The sequence below is a fragment of the Roseomonas sp. USHLN139 genome (assembly GCF_037145735.1).
In the GTDB taxonomy this organism is placed as follows: Bacteria; Pseudomonadota; Alphaproteobacteria; order Acetobacterales; family Acetobacteraceae; genus Pseudoroseomonas.
Genome location: NZ_JBBCWY010000001.1, coordinates 495,932 through 512,646 on the forward strand (window position 1 = coordinate 495,932; position 16,715 = coordinate 512,646).

At 72.5% G+C, this 16,715-nt stretch carries 14 protein-coding genes; 8 read left to right on the forward strand and 6 right to left on the reverse strand.

Annotated features, from left to right (window positions below; translation table 11 throughout):
- Positions 1 to 141 precede the first annotated feature (141 nt).
- The 5 genes from WFI16_RS02295 to WFI16_RS02315 all read left to right on the forward strand — a co-directional run bounded on the left by WFI16_RS02295 (position 142) and on the right by WFI16_RS02315 (position 5,191).
- Positions 142 to 822, forward strand: coding sequence for an SCO family protein (locus tag WFI16_RS02295; RefSeq protein WP_419896172.1), 681 nt, complete (start codon positions 142 to 144; stop codon positions 820 to 822).
- A gap of 183 nt (positions 823 to 1,005) precedes the next feature.
- Positions 1,006 to 1,299 (forward strand): hypothetical protein, encoded by a 294-nt coding sequence (locus WFI16_RS02300; RefSeq protein WP_419896173.1) that lies wholly within the window; start codon positions 1,006 to 1,008, stop codon positions 1,297 to 1,299.
- A gap of 188 nt (positions 1,300 to 1,487) precedes the next feature.
- Positions 1,488 to 2,489 (forward strand): cysteine synthase A, encoded by a 1,002-nt coding sequence (locus tag WFI16_RS02305; RefSeq protein WP_419896174.1) that lies wholly within the window; start codon positions 1,488 to 1,490, stop codon positions 2,487 to 2,489.
- A gap of 230 nt (positions 2,490 to 2,719) precedes the next feature.
- Positions 2,720 to 4,261 carry an acetolactate synthase large subunit gene (locus tag WFI16_RS02310; protein ID WP_419896175.1) on the forward strand — a complete coding sequence of 514 codons (1,542 nt, stop codon included), beginning with the start codon at positions 2,720 to 2,722 and terminating at the stop codon, positions 4,259 to 4,261.
- Positions 4,262 to 4,885: 624 nt separating this feature from the next.
- Positions 4,886 to 5,191: a YciI family protein gene (locus WFI16_RS02315; RefSeq protein ID WP_419896176.1), complete on the forward strand. Its 306-nt coding sequence runs from the start codon at positions 4,886 to 4,888 to the stop codon at positions 5,189 to 5,191.
- Between the two features lie 4 nt (positions 5,192 to 5,195).
- Here the strand turns inward: WFI16_RS02315 and WFI16_RS02320 are convergent, their stop codons facing one another.
- Positions 5,196 to 6,017, reverse strand: coding sequence for a hypothetical protein (locus WFI16_RS02320; RefSeq protein ID WP_419896177.1), 822 nt, complete (start codon positions 6,015 to 6,017; stop codon positions 5,196 to 5,198).
- Positions 6,018 to 6,177: 160 nt separating this feature from the next.
- Here WFI16_RS02320 and WFI16_RS02325 point away from each other — a divergent pair, with 160 nt between their 5' ends.
- The 3 genes from WFI16_RS02325 to WFI16_RS02335 all read left to right on the forward strand — a co-directional run bounded on the left by WFI16_RS02325 (position 6,178) and on the right by WFI16_RS02335 (position 10,145).
- A complete protein-coding gene (locus WFI16_RS02325) occupies positions 6,178 to 6,630 on the forward strand; it encodes a hypothetical protein (RefSeq protein ID WP_419896178.1) in 453 nt (150 codons plus the stop codon).
- A gap of 134 nt (positions 6,631 to 6,764) precedes the next feature.
- Entirely contained in the window at positions 6,765 to 7,721 is a 957-nt protein-coding gene (locus WFI16_RS02330; protein ID WP_419896179.1) for an FkbM family methyltransferase, read from the forward strand.
- Between the two features lie 90 nt (positions 7,722 to 7,811).
- Positions 7,812 to 10,145 carry a methyl-accepting chemotaxis protein gene (locus WFI16_RS02335; RefSeq protein WP_419896180.1) on the forward strand — a complete coding sequence of 778 codons (2,334 nt, stop codon included), beginning with the start codon at positions 7,812 to 7,814 and terminating at the stop codon, positions 10,143 to 10,145.
- 100 nt (positions 10,146 to 10,245) lie between these two features.
- On the opposite strand, the gene WFI16_RS02340 is transcribed toward WFI16_RS02335, so the two are convergent.
- From WFI16_RS02340 to WFI16_RS02360, 5 genes are all read right to left on the reverse strand, one after another.
- Positions 10,246 to 10,983, reverse strand: a complete 738-nt coding sequence (locus WFI16_RS02340; RefSeq protein WP_419896181.1) for a glycosyltransferase family 25 protein — start codon at positions 10,981 to 10,983, stop codon at positions 10,246 to 10,248.
- A gap of 102 nt (positions 10,984 to 11,085) precedes the next feature.
- Complete coding sequence (dgt, locus tag WFI16_RS02345; protein ID WP_419896182.1) at positions 11,086 to 12,405, reverse strand: dGTP triphosphohydrolase; 1,320 nt, start codon at positions 12,403 to 12,405, stop codon at positions 11,086 to 11,088.
- A 5-nt stretch (positions 12,406 to 12,410) separates the two neighbouring features.
- Complete coding sequence (gene rfaE1, locus WFI16_RS02350; RefSeq protein ID WP_442970626.1) at positions 12,411 to 14,000, reverse strand: D-glycero-beta-D-manno-heptose-7-phosphate kinase; 1,590 nt, start codon at positions 13,998 to 14,000, stop codon at positions 12,411 to 12,413.
- Between the two features lie 48 nt (positions 14,001 to 14,048).
- The gene (locus tag WFI16_RS02355; protein WP_419896183.1) at positions 14,049 to 14,747 is read right to left on the reverse strand and encodes a metallophosphoesterase; all 699 of its coding nucleotides are present in this window, start codon (positions 14,745 to 14,747) and stop codon (positions 14,049 to 14,051) included.
- 77 nt (positions 14,748 to 14,824) lie between these two features.
- Positions 14,825 to 16,702, reverse strand: a complete 1,878-nt coding sequence (locus tag WFI16_RS02360; RefSeq protein WP_419896184.1) for a bifunctional sugar phosphate isomerase/epimerase/4-hydroxyphenylpyruvate dioxygenase family protein — start codon at positions 16,700 to 16,702, stop codon at positions 14,825 to 14,827.
- Positions 16,703 to 16,715: the final 13 nt, after the last annotated feature.

Genomic DNA, 16,715 nt, shown 5'->3' on the forward strand with positions numbered 1-16,715 from the left:
AAGCCGCCCCGGCGGCTTGTTCGACCGCAGGCTGCGCGCCTTCCGGCAAACCCGCCGCCCGCCATCACGGGCCGGCGCGCGGCCGCGGCCAGGACAAAGCGTCCCCTTTCAAAGCCGCGCGCATCGGCTAAACGGGGCGTCATGCAACGTCTCGTCCGCGCCCTGGTCCTGGTCCTCATCCTCGGTCTCGCCGGCCTCTGGGGGGTGGCCTGGTTCGGCCGCCAGCCGGGCGAGCCGCTGGGCGATGCCTTCCTGCGCCAGCTGGCCGCGCTGACCGGCGGCGAGGCGCCGGTGCCGGTCTCGGCCGGCGGCATGCAGCTGCCCCAGGGGCTGGCGCTCGGCGGCGCCTGGTCGGCGGTCGACCAGGACGGCAAGCCGGTCACCCAGGCGAATTTCGACGACACGCTGATGGTCGCCTATTTCGGCTATTCCTTCTGCCCCGATGTCTGCCCGACCGAGCTCGGCTCGATCGCCGCCGCGATGGACAAGCTGACCGCGGCGGAGCAGGCGCGCGTCACCCCGGCCTTCTTCACCGTCGATCCGGAGCGCGACGACCCGGCGCAGATGAAGCTCTATGTCACCAACTTCCATCCCCGGATGGTCGGGCTGACCGGCAGCGTCACGCAGGTGGCGGAGACCGCCCGGCGCTTCCGCGTCTTCTATTCGAAGGTGAACCGGCCGGAGATGTCCGAATACCTGATGGACCACTCGTCCTTCATCTATCTGATCGGCCGGGAGGGGAGGGTGCGGGCGCTGCTGCGGCCGCAATCCAGCCCGGAAGCCATTGCCGAGGCGGTGCGCGGGCAGCTGGCCCAGCGCTGAGCCGGCGCGGGCCTGGCGGTAAGGTGTTACGCGCAGCTTCATGAACAAAATTAAGAACCTATTCACGGATCTGTGCATCATGCACAGGGTCGAGTAGGTTCACCGTTCAGCGAGTCGGCCCGGTCTTATGAAAAAGGCAGGTACTGTGGAATATCCCGGCGTGGCGGCAGCATGAGGAGCAACATGACGATGGCCGATGAATGGTCCGAGGTGCGGACCGTCGCGGAGACCCTGCGGCCTCCCCCTCAGGTTGCGCCCCGGCACACTCGCCGGCTGTCGGACAAGATCCTGATCGCCTTCCATCAGGCCTGCGACCAGAGTGACTTCGAGGTGGCGGAAGAGCTGCTGCGCATCCTGGAGACCATGGTGACGCGGCGTCCGAGCGTGCCGGACCAGAACCGCCGCAAGAACATGGAGACGCTGGTGGCGGCGCATGAGCGGCTCTGGCTGCTGCGCCATCCGGAGCCGGGCAACTAGGCCCGGCCAGGCGCGCCCGCTGCCGGGCGCCACACGGATTCCAGGGCCCGGGCAGCATTGCTCCGGGCCTTTTTTACGTCCCCATGATGTAAATATACCGCGAGGAACCGGCGGGGCGGGGCAATTGACACACGATCGGGATGCGTGATTTGCTGCCGGCACGGCCAGCGCAAGGTGAAGATCTCCCGATGACAACCACGATCGCCGACGGCTTCTGGGGCGCGGTGGGCAATACCCCGCTGATCCGGCTGAAGCGCGCCTCCGAGGAAACCGGCTGCGAGATCCTGGGCAAGGCCGAGTTCATGAATCCCGGCGGCTCGGTGAAGGATCGCGCGGCGCTCGGCATCCTGCAGGACGCGGTCGAGCGCGGGCTGCTGGTCCCCGGCCAGCCCGGCACCGTGGTCGAGGGCACCGCCGGCAATACCGGCATCGGCCTGGCGCTCGCCGCCAATGCGCGCGGCTGGAAGAGCGTCATCGTCGTGCCCGAGACGCAGAGCCGCGAGAAGCTCGATTTTCTCCGCATGATCGGCGCCGATCTGCGGCTGGTGCCGGCGCGGCCGTTCAGCGACCCGGGCAATTACGTGCATGTCTCGCGCCGGCTGGCCGAGGAGACCGGGGCGGTCTGGGCCAACCAGTTCGACAACCTGGCCAATGCCCGGGCGCACGAGGCCACCACCGGCCCGGAGATCTGGGCGCAGACCGGCGGTCGCATCGACGCCTTCACCTGCGCCTGCGGCACCGGCGGCACGCTGGCCGGCATCGCCCGGGCGCTCAAGGCGCAGGATGCGCGGGTCAGGATCGTGCTGGCCGATCCGGAGGGCAGCGCGCTGGCCCCCTGGGTGACCACCGGCACGGTCAAGGCCAGCCCGGGCAGCTCGATCACCGAGGGCATCGGCCAGGCCGCGCGCGTGCCCGGCAACCTGCAGGGCGCGCCGCTCGATGGCGCCGAGATCATCCCCGATGCCGAGGCGCTGCGCTGGGTCTTCTCGCTCCTCATCGAGGAGGGGCTGTCGGTCGGCGGCAGCGCCGGGCTGAACGTCGCCGCGGCGGTGCGCGTCGCCCGGGCGATGGGGCCGGGGCACACCATCGTCACCATCCTCTGCGACGGCGGCGCCCGCTACCAGTCGAAGCTGTTCAATCCCGACTTCCTGCGCGACAAGAACCTGCCGCTGCCGGCCTGGCTGGCCTGACCGCGAAAGCGGGCCGGGACCACGCCCTCCCGACTTTTTTGTCCGCCGTGATCGACAGGCGATACCCCCGGCCTTGGCCTGACCCGGCTTTGGCGGCAGGCTTCCGGCCATTCGCTGGATCCCGGCCGGCGCGGCGAGCGGCGCCGAGCGGGGTCCGGCTTGTGGCTTGAGCGGTATGCGCGCCTTCGGCGGGTCCGCCTCAGGCGATCACGCGCGAGGGAGAGACGCCGGTGAACGGAGCCGAAAGCCTGGTCCACACGCTGCTGAAGAGCGGCGTGGATGTCTGTTTTGCCAATCCTGGCACCAGCGAGATGCATTTCGTCGCCGCTCTCGACCGGATCCCCGGCATGCGCTGCGTGCTGGGGCTGCAGGAGAACATCGTCACCGGCATGGCCGATGGCTATTTCCGCATGGCCGAGAAGCCGGCGGCCACCCTGCTGCATTGCGGCCCCGGCCTGGCCAATGGCCTGGCCAATCTGCACAATGCCCGGCGCGCGCGCAGCGGCATCGTCAATGTCGTCGGCGACCAGGCGACCTATCACCGTCCCTTCGACGCGCAGCTGACCGCCGACACCGAGGGCTGGGCCCGCCCGGTTTCCGGCTGGACCCGCACCGCCGTCGATTCGAAGCAGGTCGGCGCCGATGCCGCGGTCGCCGTGCAGGCGGCGCGCAGCGCCCCGGGCCAGATCGCGACCCTGATCCTGCCGGCCGACACCGCCTGGAACGAGGGCGGCCAGCCGGCCGAGGCCCTGCCGGTGCCGCCGGCGACCGCGCCCGACCCGCATGCGGTGCGCAACGCCGCGCGGATCCTGCGCGAGAAGAAGAACGTGCTGATCCTGCTGGGCGGCATCGGGCTGCGCGCCGAGGCGCAGGCGCTGGCCTATCGCGCGGCGACCGCCACCAACCAGCGCGTGCTGGCCGAGATGTCGAATGCCCGCGTCCAGCGCGGCCGCGGCCGCATGCAGCTGGAGCGCGTGCCCTATCCGGTCGACATGGCGATCGACGCGCTGAAATGGGTCGAGCATCTGATCCTGGTGAACGCCAAGGCGCCGGTCGGCTTCTTCGCCTATCCGGGCAAGCCGAGCCGCCACTATCCCGAGACGGCCGAGGTGCATGTCCTCTCGCGCTACGAGGAGGATGGCATCGCCGCGCTGCAGGCGCTGGTCGACGAGCTCGGCGCCGCGCCGGCCGAGATCCCCGATCCCGGCCCGCGCCCCGAGGCGGCGAAGGGCGCCCCCACGCCCGAGGGCCTGGCGCGCACCATCGCCGCGCTGATGCCGGAAGGCACCATCATCGCCGATGAGAGCGTCTCCTTCGGCCGCGGCTTCTACAAGGAGACGCATGCGGCGCCGCCGCATGACTGGCTGTCGATCACCGGTGGCGCCATCGGCTGCGGCATGCCGCTGGCCACGGGTGCTGCGATCGGCGCCGGCGGGCAGCGCCGGGTGATCAACCTGCAGGCCGACGGCTCGGGCATGTACACGCTGCAGGCGCTGTGGACCCAGTCGCGCGAGAAGCTGCCGGTGACCACGATCATCCTGGCCAACCGCAAGTACCAGATCCTGCTCGGCGAGTACCAGAATGTCGGCGCCAATCCCGGCCCGACGGCGATGGGCATGCTCGACCTCAGCAACCCGACGCTGGACTGGGTGAAGCTGGCCAATGGCATGGGCGTCGAGGCGGCGCAGGCCACCTCGCTGGAGCAGATGGCCGACCTGCTGGCGCAGTCCTGCGCCCAGAACGCGCCCTTCCTGATCGAGCTGGTCATCTGACCGCCGCGCTCCGGCGCCGTCGCCAAGGCAGCGCCGGATTCGCAACTGGAATCGCAAGGGGAGGGCGCCTTCGGGCGCCCTTCCTGCGTTTGGAGGCCGGGCAGCGCGGCGAGTCGTGCCGGGAGGGGAATTTTTCTTTCCTTTTCCATCAATAGCTTGGCGGCGAGGCGCTCGGCAGGAGCGATCTTTTTTGCCGGTGCCCGCACATCGCGCTTGACGGCGGCCTCCTGCAGGTCTTAATTGCGAATAACTCGCAGTTGCAGACGAGCGCTGGCGGAGGGCGGTTCACTACCGTCCCACCGCAATCCGGATCCCGCATTCTCCCCGGGCCTCCGCCGGCGCTTTCGAACTTCTGCGGGACACCGGTCCTGGCCTGCAGGGGAGGCCATGACCGGGAGCGGACCGAGGGGATCGACCGCACTATGCGAACCGGTCGTTCCAGCCGCGCGGCGCCTGAAGGGGGACGCCGCCGGTTACTCAATTTGCACGCGGGCAGGGCGTGCAACCTCGGTCCGCGCCCCCTTCCTTCGATCCTCTTCGATGCGTTTTCCGGGCCGGGGCAGGGTGGCGCGGCGCGCGACAGCGTCTAGGCTGGCCGCGTCCAAGAACCGCTTGAGGAAATCCATGCCCTATCTGATCGAGACCTGGGACAAGCCCGACCATCAGGCGCTGCGCCAGGCGACGCGGGCCGAGCATCTCGACTATCTCGACGGCGTCGTCGACAAGCTGCTGGCCTGCGGCGCCAAGCTGAAGGATGACGGCAGCGATGCCGGCGGCGGCTTCTACATCGTCGATGTCGAGACCCGTGCCGAGGCCGAGGCGCTGATCGCCGCCGATCCCTTCGCCAAGGCCGGGCTGTTCGAGAAGGTGGTGATCAACCGCTGGCGCCGCGCCTATCTCGACCGCAAGAGCTACCTGCCGCCGCGGTAGCCCCTCAGGCCTCCTTCGCCGCCAGGCTGGTCACCCGGCGCCGGCCGGTATTGTCCAGCGTCGTGGCGCGCGCCTCCAGCGCCGCCGCCAGGGCCGGGTGATCGTGGCGGCGGGCGACCGCCGCCAGCGCCTGGTGCCAGCGCGGCGAGCGCGACCGCCGCCAGCGCAGCAGCGCCCGGAGCCCCGCCGCGTCCCGCGCCCAGACCCGGTCCAGCGCCTGCCGCAGCACCTGCGCCTGGCCGAGCAGGAAGATCGACTGGCCCTGCAGGAAGGGGGCGGCGACCAGGGCGGCGCCGGCGGCGGCCAGCAGCGGGCCATGCCCGGCCTCGGCGCTGCCCCAGGGGTCGTAGATGGCGGCGCTCCATTCCGCCAGGTCGCGGCGGTGCAGCCACATGTCGGGATGCAGCGCGGCCCTGAAGTGGCTGCGGTAGCGCCGGTCCCAGGGCACGGCCGCCGGATCGATGCTGGCCGGTGGCGAGACCGCCAGCGCCCGCTGCAGCCCGAGCCGCCGGCCATGCTTCAGCGCCGCGAAGCCGCCCATGCCATGGCCATAGCCGAGCCGTCGGCCGCGGCCGATCCCGGCCAGGGCGAGCGCGGCGCGGCGCAGGCTGGCGGTCGGGTACCAGTTCTCGCGCTTGGCGACGAAGCCCAGCGCGTCAAGGCCCAGCCGCTCCACCGCCGGCTGCGCCCAGAAGCGCCCGGGCTCCGGCCGCGTCGCCAGGCCGCCGAAGGTCACCAGCGTGTAGTCCGAGGCGCCGGGCCGGTAGAGCACCAGCATCTCGGCATCCTCGTAGACGAGTTCAGGGGAAACAGACTCAGGCGGCATGCCGGGTCCCAGCCAGACGATGGGCCGCAGCTTAGCCGCTCCGGCGGGCGGAGGGCAGGGCGCGGCGCTCCCCGCCAGGCAACTGCGGCGGGGGCGGCGCCGTTTCCTCCCGCGACAGCCGCCCCCGCCCCCGGGGCCGGCGACCGAAGGAGCAAGCCGCATGCGACTGACCCCCCTCCTGCTGGCCGCCTCGCTGATCGGCGGGACGGCCCTGGCCCAGACGGCGCCGACGCAGAGCACCCCGCCCGCCAGCCAGCCGATGCCCGCCACCCCCGCGCCCTCCGCAGCCCCGCGGACCGGCGAGGGCAGCGCCGAGACGCTGCGCAACAACGCGGCGACCCGGGCGCTGGACCGCGCCGCCGGCACCGATGTCTCCGGCGCCTATCCCGGGCAGCGCGACGGCACGCCGGCCAATCCGCCGGGCACCGCGGCCAGCCGCGCGCTCGACCGGGCGGCGGGCACCAACACCTCCGGCGCCTATCCGCAGCAGTCGGACGGCACGCCCGCCAATCCGCCCGGCACCGCGCTGGGCCGCGCCCTCGACCGCGCCGAGGGCGACAACAGGGCGGGCGGCGCGCCGGCGACGGCGCCCACCACGCCGCCGGCCCGCTGAGGGCTGGCGAAACCTGCGGCGCGCCGGGGACGGGTTCGCTCCAGGCGCCCGTGGGCGGAAATTCATCCCTGGCGGCTTGCTGATCGGCGCGGCTTTTCGTTACGGTTCCGGCGAACGCAACGGGAGTGCCGCGGATGTCCGACCAGCAACTGGCCGAGGGGCGCGAGGTGGCGCGGCTGGCCGGCCGCGTCGCCGAGCTCGAGGACCAGCTGGCCCGCATGGAGGCCATGCTGGCGCAGAAGCTGGACCGCCTCGCCAGCCGGCAGGAGGAGATCGGCGGCTTCCTGATCAAGCGCGCCAACCGGATGGCCGAGGCGCAGAGCCTCTATCTCGGCGACCACACGGCGATGACCTTCCTGGAGAGCGGGCATCGCATCTATGTCGACACCCGCAGCCGCGACATCGGCATCCACCTGCTGGCCTCGGGCCGCTGGGAGAGCCAGTACACCAAGCTGTTCCGCTCGCTGGTGAAGCGCGGCGACACCGTGCTCGACATCGGCGCCAATCACGGCTTCTACGCCATCCATGCGGCGACGCTGGTCGGCGCCACCGGCCGGGTCGAGGCCTTCGAGCCCAATCCGCATCTGGCGGGGCTGGCCACCGCCTCGCTGCGCACCAATGGCTTCCGCTGGGCCAAGCTGCACCCGGTCGCGGTCGGCGAGGCCAAGGGCCAGGCCGAGCTCACCTTCAACGTCGACATGCCGGGCGGCGGCAATATCCGCGCCCCCGGCGGCGCCGCGAAAGGCTCGGTCGCGACGGTCGAGGTGGTCGCGCTGGACCAGCTCTTCCCCGACCCGGCCTTCCGCGTCGACGTCATCAAGATGGATGTCGAGGGCTATGAGGGCCGGGCGCTGCGCGGCATGGAGGCGATCCTGCGCCGCTCGCCGCAGGTGAAGATCCTGATGGAATTCTCCCCCGTGCTGCTGGTGCGCGGCGGCATCGACGCGGCCGGCGTGGCGGAATTCCTGCAGGGGCTGGGCTTCCAGGCCTGGTCGATCGGGAATGACGGCCAGACCCAGCCGTTGCCCTGGGACACGCTGACGGCGAAGGGCACCAAGTCGCAGAACATCCTGGTCGCCCGCGGCCTCTGAGCCGCGGCGCCGGCGGCAGGCTGCCGGTCTTCAGGAAATCTTGGCGTCGTGCGGAGCATCGTGCCGGGGCTTCCGGCATGAAGGTCGACGATGCGCCTGTTCCTCAATCTCTCGGTCGGCGTGAAGATGGGCCTGGCGGCCGCCCTGGTGGTCGCCCTGCTGCTGGCCCAGGGCGTGCTGCTGCAGGGCCGCGTGGCCGAGCTGCGGCTGCGCGGCGCGCAGCAGGCCGCGACCGGCGAGATCAACGGCCTGCTGCACGCCGCGCTGGGCCAGGTGATGACCGCCGACCTGGCCGCGCTGCGGCTGCGCCTGGCGCAGACGCCGGCGCAGGCGGCGGCAGAGGGGGCGGCGGCGGCGGCGGCGCTGCAGGAGGCGCGGCAGCAGCTGGAGCGGGCGGTGCGCGACACGCCGGGCGCCGGCTCGCGCCAGGCCGGCGCGCCGCTGCCGGCGATGGTCGGCGACTATGCCACCGAGACCGGGCGGCTGGTGGCGCTGCGGCAGGCGCTGCTGCTTCTGCGCAACGACCGCCTGGTCGAGGCGGGGGGCGAGTTCGAGCGCCAGCATGAGGCGACGCTGGCCAATCTCACGCTCGACCTGCGCGATGCCGAGCTGCGCGAGGAGGTGCGCGGCCGGCTGATCACCTATGGCAATGCGGTGGCGCTGCTGCGCCGCGGCACCGAGCGCTATCTCAGCACCGAGACCGCCGAGGAGGCGCGGCTGCTGCGCCGGGGCATCGCCCAGCAGCGGGTCTATGGCCGCGGCCTGGGCGCGCTGCGCGGCCTGCCGCCGGCCTATGCCGAGGCGCTCGCCGCGCTGCTGCGCCAGGGCGAGCGGCTGGCCGGCGTGGCCGAGGCGGTGCTGGAGGCGAATGGCCGCATGGCCGGGCTGGTGGAGCAGGAGCTGGCGCCGCGCCGCGCCGCGCTGGAGGCGGCGCTGCACGCCTTCGACGACCGGCTGGACGCCGAGGAGGAGGAGGCGGTCGAGGCCGCCGCGGCGGCGCAGGCGGCGCTGGCCTTCTGGTCGCCGGTGCTGGGCGCCGCCATCGCCATGCTGCTGGTGCTGACCAGCCTGGCCACGACCCGCGCCATCGCCGTGCCGCTGCGCCGGCTGTCCGGGGTGCTGGCGCGCATCGCCCGGGGCGAGGCGGTGGCGGAAGCGGCGCTGGGGCGCCTGGCCACCCGGCGCGACGAGATCGGGCTGATCGCCGGCGCGGTGGAGCAGCTGCGCGGCACCGTTGCCGAGGCCTTCGAGCAGGGCCAGATGATCGGCCAGATGCCGCTGGCGGTGATGCGCGTGGCGCCGGTGGCGCCCTACCGCGTGACCTTCGCCAATCCCGAGATGCTGCGGCTGCTGGAGGCGCTGCGCCCGGTGCTGGCCTGTGCGCCGGAGGCGGTGGCCGGCCAGCCGGTGGCGGCGCTGCACCCCGAGGCCGGGGCGCGGATCGCCGCCCTGCTGGCCGAGCCGGCGCGGCTGCCGCTGCGCGAGCGGCTGCGGCTCGGCGGCGAGGTGATCGACCTCGAGGTCACGGCGATGCGCGACGCCCAGGGCGTCTACCGGGGGCCGATGCTGTTCTGGAAGCCGGCGACCGAGCAGATGCGGCTGGCCGATGCCTTCGAGCGCGATATCGGCAGCGCGGTGCAGGAGGTGGCCGGCGGCACCGCGGCGCTGCTCGCCTCCTCGCAGCAGCTGGCCGAGGCGGCGGCGGCCTCGGGGCGGGAATCCGGGATGGTGGCCGAGGCGGCGGAGCGCGCCCAGGCCGATGTGAACACGGTCGCCGCCGCGGCCGAGCAGATGGCCGCGGCGGTGCGCGAGATCGCCCGCCAGGTCGAGGAGGCCGCCGGCATTGCCGGCCGCGCCGTGCGCGAGACCCGCGCCACCGATGTCAGCGTGCGCGACCTGGCCGATTCCTCGCGCCGCATCGGCGACGTGATCGCACTGATCAGCAGCATCGCCGGGCAGACCAATCTGCTGGCGCTGAACGCGACGATCGAGGCGGCGCGGGCGGGCGAGGCCGGCAAGGGCTTCGCCGTGGTCGCCTCGGAGGTGAAGAACCTGGCCAGCCAGACCGCCCGCGCCACCGAGGAGATCGGCGCGCAGATCGCCGGCATGCAGCAATCGACCCGCCAGGCGGTGGAGGCGATCCGCGCCATCGCCGGCACGGTGGAGCGCACCAGCGAGATCGCCAATGCGATCGCCCAGGCGGTGCAGCAGCAGGACATCGCCACCCAGGAGATCGCCCGCAGCGCCGCCCAGGTGGCCGAGGCGACCGGCACGGTCGGCCGCCGCATCGGCCTGGTGCGCGCCGCCTCCGAGCAGACCGGCCAGGCGGCCGAGGGGATGCGCCGGGTGGTGCAGGGCGTCGCCCACCAGGCCGACGTGCTGCGCGAGCAGGCCGGGCAGTTCCTGCAGGCGGCGGTCCGCTAGATCGCTTGACGAGACTCGCAGAAACAAAAGCCTGGAGGGGCTGAAGTGCGCCAGGGCGAACGGAAACCGCTCCAGGGCGGCCCGTGGCGGCGGGCGGGGTTCAGCTGCGCAGGATCGTCGACATCGTCTCGTCGTTGACCATCACCGCCATGATCGGCAGGGCGATGAAGGCGTCGAGCGCGGCGTAATGGCGCGACAGCTCGACATCGAGCGCGGTGTTGCGCCAGTTCCTGCCCGGGTTCCGGGCATAGCGGGCGGGCAGGCCGCTCAGCGGCAGGCAGCGCTGCAGCAGCCGGCGCGCGCCGCGCGGCGAGACCGAGTAGAGGCCGAGCCCGGCGGCCGAGTGCAGCGGCACCAGCGCCGGCCGCTGGCGGCTGGCGCGGAACGGCGCCAGCCCCTCGCCCAGGATCAGCTTCGACAGCGGCGGCCCCTGCAGCACCACCGGCAGGCCGCCGATCGCCGGCACCAGGCCGACCGGCCAGTTGTCGTTGTGCGACCACAGCACGACGTCCCACTCCGGCAGCGCGGCCAGCGCCGCCGCGGCGACGGCGTGGAAATCCGGGCGGATGACCGCATCATCCTCGGCGATATGCATCACCCGCTCGTGCCGCATGCCTTGCTGCCACAGCGCCATGTGCGAGACGGCGCTGCCGCAGGCGCCGGCGCTGTAGCGCAGCCCCGGCGCGAACAGCCCCTCCGCCTCGCAGCGCGCGCGGTCGAGCAGGCGGCCGTCGCAGGCGGGCACGCGTTCATAGGCCAGGCCGGGATTGAGTTTCTCGAACAGGGCGAAGCGCTCGGGCGTGCGGTCGAGGCTGATCACCCGGATGGGCTGGTCCACGTCTGGCTCCGCGAAACGATGGTCACGTCGCGGCACTGATAGGCGGGATGGAGGGAATTTCATACCGGTCCCGCCAGGAAAATCCCGGCGGCCGGCGGGCGCTCACAGGCCGCGCAGCCGCGCCGCCAGCGTCGCCGCATAGTTGTCGGTCATGCCGGCGACGAAATCGACGGCGCAGCGGATGGTCTCGCTGGCCGTCATGGCCGGGCGCGGATGGTAGTCCTGCATCAGCGACAGCGCCTGGCGCGGCCGCAGCTTCATGCGGGCGATGTCCTTGTCCGGGCTCTGCGCATAGGCCAGGCAGGCCTCGAGGAAGACGGTCAGCGTCTTCTCCAGCGTGTCGCGGGCGCCGATCTCGAACTCCACCTTGCGGGCATGCAGGTAGAGCACCTCGCGGTTGGTGCGGCGGATGGCGTCGAAGGCTTTCGGCAATTCGCCGCCGCAGAGATCGAGCAGGCCTTTGCGCAGCGGCATCCCGCCCGCCAGGATCGCCGCGCGATGCTCGAGGAAGCAGGTCTTCAGCGCGCCGATCATCTGGCCCGCCGCCCGCGACCGCAGCAGCGCCAGCTTCTGCGGCACGCTGTCTTCCGCCTGCAGCCGCGCGCGGTCGATCCTGGCGACCGGCAGCACCAGCTGCTCGTACTGGTCGTAGGAAAGGATCTGCAGCTCGACCGCGTCCTCGAGATCGGCCAGGCCATAGGTGATGTCGTCCGCCGCCTCCATCAGCCAGACCGCCGGATGGCGGGGCAGCGGGCCGGCCAGGCCGCATCGGTCGGTCACCGCGGCGAAGGCGGCGGCCTCGGTGGCAAAGGCGTTGAACTTGACGCCGGGGCGGCCGTCGCGGGCGGCGCGCGGGTCCTGGCCGCTCCAGGGATACTTGATGAAGGCGGCCAGGCTGGCGAAGGTCAGCTGCAGCCCGCCGCGCTCGCGATAGCCGTCGGCCGCGGTCAGGATGCGGAAGCCCTGGGCATTGCCGTCGAAACAGGCCAGGTCGGCATCGAGCTCCAGCCCGCTGGCCGCCCCCGGTCCCGCCAGCCATCCGGCCATGAAATCCGCGATGACCTCCTCGCCGGCATGGCCGAAGGGCGGGTTGCCGATGTCATGCGCCAGGCACACCGCCTGCACCAGATAGCCCAGGTCGTCCGGCGTCTGCCCCGCCGCCGCCAGCTCGCCCCGCAGCTCGGAGCCGACGGCGAAGCCCAGCGAGCGGCCGATCGAGGCGACCTCCAGCGTGTGCAGCAGGCGGTTGCGCACATGCGGGTTGCTGATCAGCGGATGCACCTGGGTCTTCTGCTGCAGCCGGCGGAAGGGGCGGCTGAAGACGATGCGGTCCTGGTCGATCTGGAAAGGGTTTCTTCCAGTCGCAAGCCGCGGTTCCAACCCGGGAAAACGGCCGGCGTGGAACAGCGCCGGCCACTCCATGGCGGTCAGCCGCGCATCCGGGCGACGGTGGCGGTGGTGGAATTGCCCGGCAGCAGCGCCGCCAGCTTCACCACGCCGCCCCATTCCTGCACCAGCTCGCCGCCCACCACCTGGTCGACGCGGTAGTCGGCGCCCTTCACCAGCACGTCGGGGCGCAGCAGGTGGATCAGCTCGACCGGCGTGTCCTCCTCGAAGATGGTCACCAGGTCGACGGTGGCCAGCGAGGCCAGCACGGCGGCGCGCGCCGCCTCCGGCTGGATCGGCCGGGTCGGGCCCTTCAGGCGCTTGACGCTGGTATCGGCGTTCAGCCCGACCACCAGCCGGTCGCACCAGCTGCGCGCCTGCTCCAGCAGGTGCACATGCCCGGGATGCAGCAGGTCGAAGCAGCCATTGGTGAAGCCGACGCGCCAGCCGCGCTGGCGCCAGCGCTCCACCTGCTCCGCCGCCGCGGCGCGGCGCAGCACTTTTCTCAAGGCGCCGCGCTCGGGGGTCAGGGCCTCGAGCAGGTCGGATTCGCGGGCGACCGCCGTGCCGACCTTTCCGACGACCAGCCCACCGGCGATGTTGGCGATGCGCGCGGCCAGCGGCAGCGAGAGCCCCGCCGCCATGCCGGCAGCCAGCACGGCGACCGCGGTGTCGCCGGCGCCGGAGACGTCATGCACCTCCGGCGCCTCGGCCGGGAAATGATGCACCTCGTCGCCCTCGAGCAGGGTCATGCCGTCCTCGGAGCGGGTCACCAGCACGGCGCCGAAGCCATGCCGGGCCTGCAGCGCCCGGGCGGCCGCGACGATCTCCTCCTCCGAGTCGATCGGCAGGCCGCTGGCCAGCGCCAGCTCCGCCCGGTTCGGCGTGATGATGTCCGCCCCGGCATACCGAGAAAAGTCCTCGCCCTTGGGGTCGACCACGACGCGGCGGCCGGCCGCCTTGGCGGCGGCGATCAGCCGCTGCGGCACGTCGCCGGCGAGCACGCCCTTGCGGTAGTCGGACAGCACCATGACCGAGGTGGCGGCCACCGTGTCGGCGGCGATCCGCACCAGCCGGTCGGCCAGGCGCTGGTGGATCGGGCGCGCGATCTCATGGTCGGCGCGCAGCATCTGCTGGCCGGCGGCGATGAAGCGGGTCTTGGTGGTGGTGGCGCGGCCGCCCTGCACCAGCAGCCAGGGCTCGACGCCCGGCTGGCCGCCGACCAGGCCGGTCAGGTCGGAGCCCGCCTGGTCGTCGCCGACCACGGAGAGGAAGGCGACCGCGGCGCCGAGCGCGGTCAGGTTGCGCACCACATTGCCGGCGCCGCCCGGCATGGCGACCTCGCGTTCCACCGCCAGGACCGGGACCGGCGCCTCCGGGCTGATCCGCTTCACCGCGCCATAGACGTAGCGGTCGAGCATGGCGTCGCCCACCACCAGCACCGAGGCGCGCTTGAGCTGCTTCACCGCCTCGGCGAGGTCGGTATCGATCTCGGAGGCCGTCTCGCCAGCGGGTGTGGCGGCCGGACCGCTGGCGGTCTGGCCGGGGAGGGGAGCTTCCCCGGAGGCGGGCGCGGGCGCGCGGTCCGGAAGGGCGGCCCGGGGGCCGGAAGGGGGCACGGGGCCTTGCATTGGCATGGTGCCTAGCGCAGCGGAGCCGCCACGCGCAAGGCGCCGCCTCTATGCCGAGAGGAAACGCAGGCTTGCGGCCTCCAGCACCAGGCAGGTCAGCGGCCCGCCGGCGACCGCCCCGGTATCGATGCCGATGCGATTCGCCCGCCGCTCGGGCGCGCGGCAGGGGGTATGGCCATGCACGATGATGGCCGGCAGCGGCCGCGGCCAGGACAGGAAGGGTTCGCGGATCCAGAGCATGTCCTGGGCGCGCTGCGCCGCGATCGGCTTGCGCGGATCGATTCCGGCATGGACGAAAAGATAGTCGCCGGCCTGCCAGCTCAGCCGCAGCCCCTCCAGGAAGGCGCGGTGGGCGGCGGGCAGCGCCAGCCGGCCGCTGGCCGCCGCGCCATAGCTGTCCAGCGTGGCGTCGCCGCCATTCCACAGCCACAGCTCCTCGGCGGCCGAGCCGGGGCCTTCCTGCAGCGCCGCCCGCATCATCGCCTCGTGGTTGCCCATCAGGTCGATGCGCTCGGCCGCGGGCAGCGGGCCCGGGCCGGCCAGCGCCTCGATCACCGCGGCGCTGTCCGGGCCGCGATCGACATAGTCGCCGAGATGCAGCAGGGCGCAGCGCGCGGCGGGGCGGGCCCGCCAGTCCTCGGCAATGGCGGCGTGCAGGGCGAGCAGGCGGGTCGCGCAGCCATGCACGTCGCCGATCGCATAGACCCTCAGGCCTTCCGGCAGGCGGCCGGGGGCGGCGTATTCCATCGCATGCCTTCCGGCGGGATGCCGCTTCCAACGCGCCGGAGCGGCGGCGGTTGAGCCAACCCCTCCGCCGCTTCCGCTCAGATCTTCTGGCGCCGTGCCTGGTAGCGGGCCTGGGCCGCCATGCGCACGCCCGCATTGGGCGCGCCGAACTGCCGGTAGCCGCCGCGCCGCTCGACGATCTCGAAGAAGAAGCGATCGGCGAAGCTGGCGGTATAGGCATGGGTGAAGACCCCGCCCTCGGCATCCTGGTCGTGCAGCAGGTTCAGCGACTTCAGCTCGTCGAGGCGGGCCGGATCGAGGCCGAAGCGCGCCTCCAGGTCGTCATAGTAGTTCTCGGGGATCGGCAGCAGCGGCGCGCCGCGCGCGGCCAGCTGCCGGGCGGTGGCCGCCGCATCCTCGGTCAGGAAGGCGATGTGGTGGACGCCGGCGCCGGCGACGGCGGAGACGAAGCGGCCGGTCGCCGTCTCGCGCGCCTCGGAGACGTTCAGCGGCAGGCGCAGCGCCCGGTCCGGCGTCACCATGGCGCGGGAGCGCACCAGGCCGCGCGGATCCGGCAGCTCCCACAGCCCTTCCGGCTCCATGCCGAAGACGGCGCGGTAGAACAGCACGAAGCCGTCCATCTGCCCCGGCGTCAGCGCCTGCGCCACATGGTCGATCGAGAGCAGCCCCGGCCCGGCGGCATCGACGCCGGGAATCAGAAAGAAATCATCCTCCCAGAAGGAACGCTCGCCGGGGCGGTTCTCGACCAGGCAGACCAGCGAGCCGTCGGGGGCGCGCAGGGAGGGGATCGGCCGCTCGCCCTCGCCGCGCGGCTCGTACCAGGTGGAGCAGCGCAGCGCATCGGCCCGCGCCAGCGTCGCCTCGGCATCCGCCACCGCCAGCGCCATGGCGCAGACCGAGGCGCCATGCATCTCGAAATGCCCGGCCGCCGCGCTGTCCGGCTCGGCGTTCAGCACCAGGCTGACGCCGCCCTGGCGGTACAGCTCGACGGCCTTCGAGCGGTGCCGGCCCGCCAGCCGGAAGCCCAGCGTGCCGAGGAACTGGGCGAGCTCCTGCCGCACCGGCTCGTTGACGGCGAATTCCAGAAACTCGACGCCGCTGCAGGGAGAGACCGGGGGCAGGGCGGTGGCGGCGACCGTCGGCTGCGCCTCGCTCTCCACCAGGATCAGCGAGCGCAGCCCGTCGCGCGCCGTCTGCCGCACCGGGGCGGCGCGGAACTCGTCGTTGAAGATTTCCAGCGACAGCGGCCCGGCATAGCCGCTGTCCAGCACCGCACGGGTGAAGCCGGCGACATCGAGCTGGCCCTGGCCGGGGAAGTTGCGGAAGTGGCGGCTCCAGTTCAGCACGTCCATGTCCAGCCGCGGCGCATCCGCCAGCTGCACGAAGAAGATCTTTTCGCCCGGCACCTGCGCGATGCCGGACGGGTCGTCGTTGATCGACAGGGTGTGGAAGGAATCGACGATCAGCCCCAGCGCCGGATGGTCGGCGCGCTGCACCACATCCCAGGCCTGGGCCCAGCGGTTGATGTGCCGGCCCCAGGCCAGCGCCTCGAAGCCGACGCGCAACCCGCGGCGCTGCGCGCGCTCGGCCATCTCGTGCAGATCGGCCGCCGCCCGCGCCGGGTCGTCGATCGCGGCCGGCTGCACATTGCTGCAGACCAGCACCAGGTCGGTGCCCAGCGCCTGCATCACGTCGAACTTGCGCTCGGCCCGGTCCATGTTGCGCGCGCGCTGCGGCTCGGGCATCGCCTCGAAGTCGCGGAACGGCTGGAAGATCGGGATGCTCAGCCCAAGGTCGGCGGCCAGGCGGCGGATCTCGGCGGGCGAGCCGTTGAAGGTCAGCAGATCATTCTCGAAGATCTCGACGCCGTCGAAGCCGACCGCCGCCGCCGCCTCCAGCTTGTCCGGCAGATCGCCGCTCAGGCAGACCGTGGCAATGCAGCGGGACCGGGCCATCGACAAAAACCTC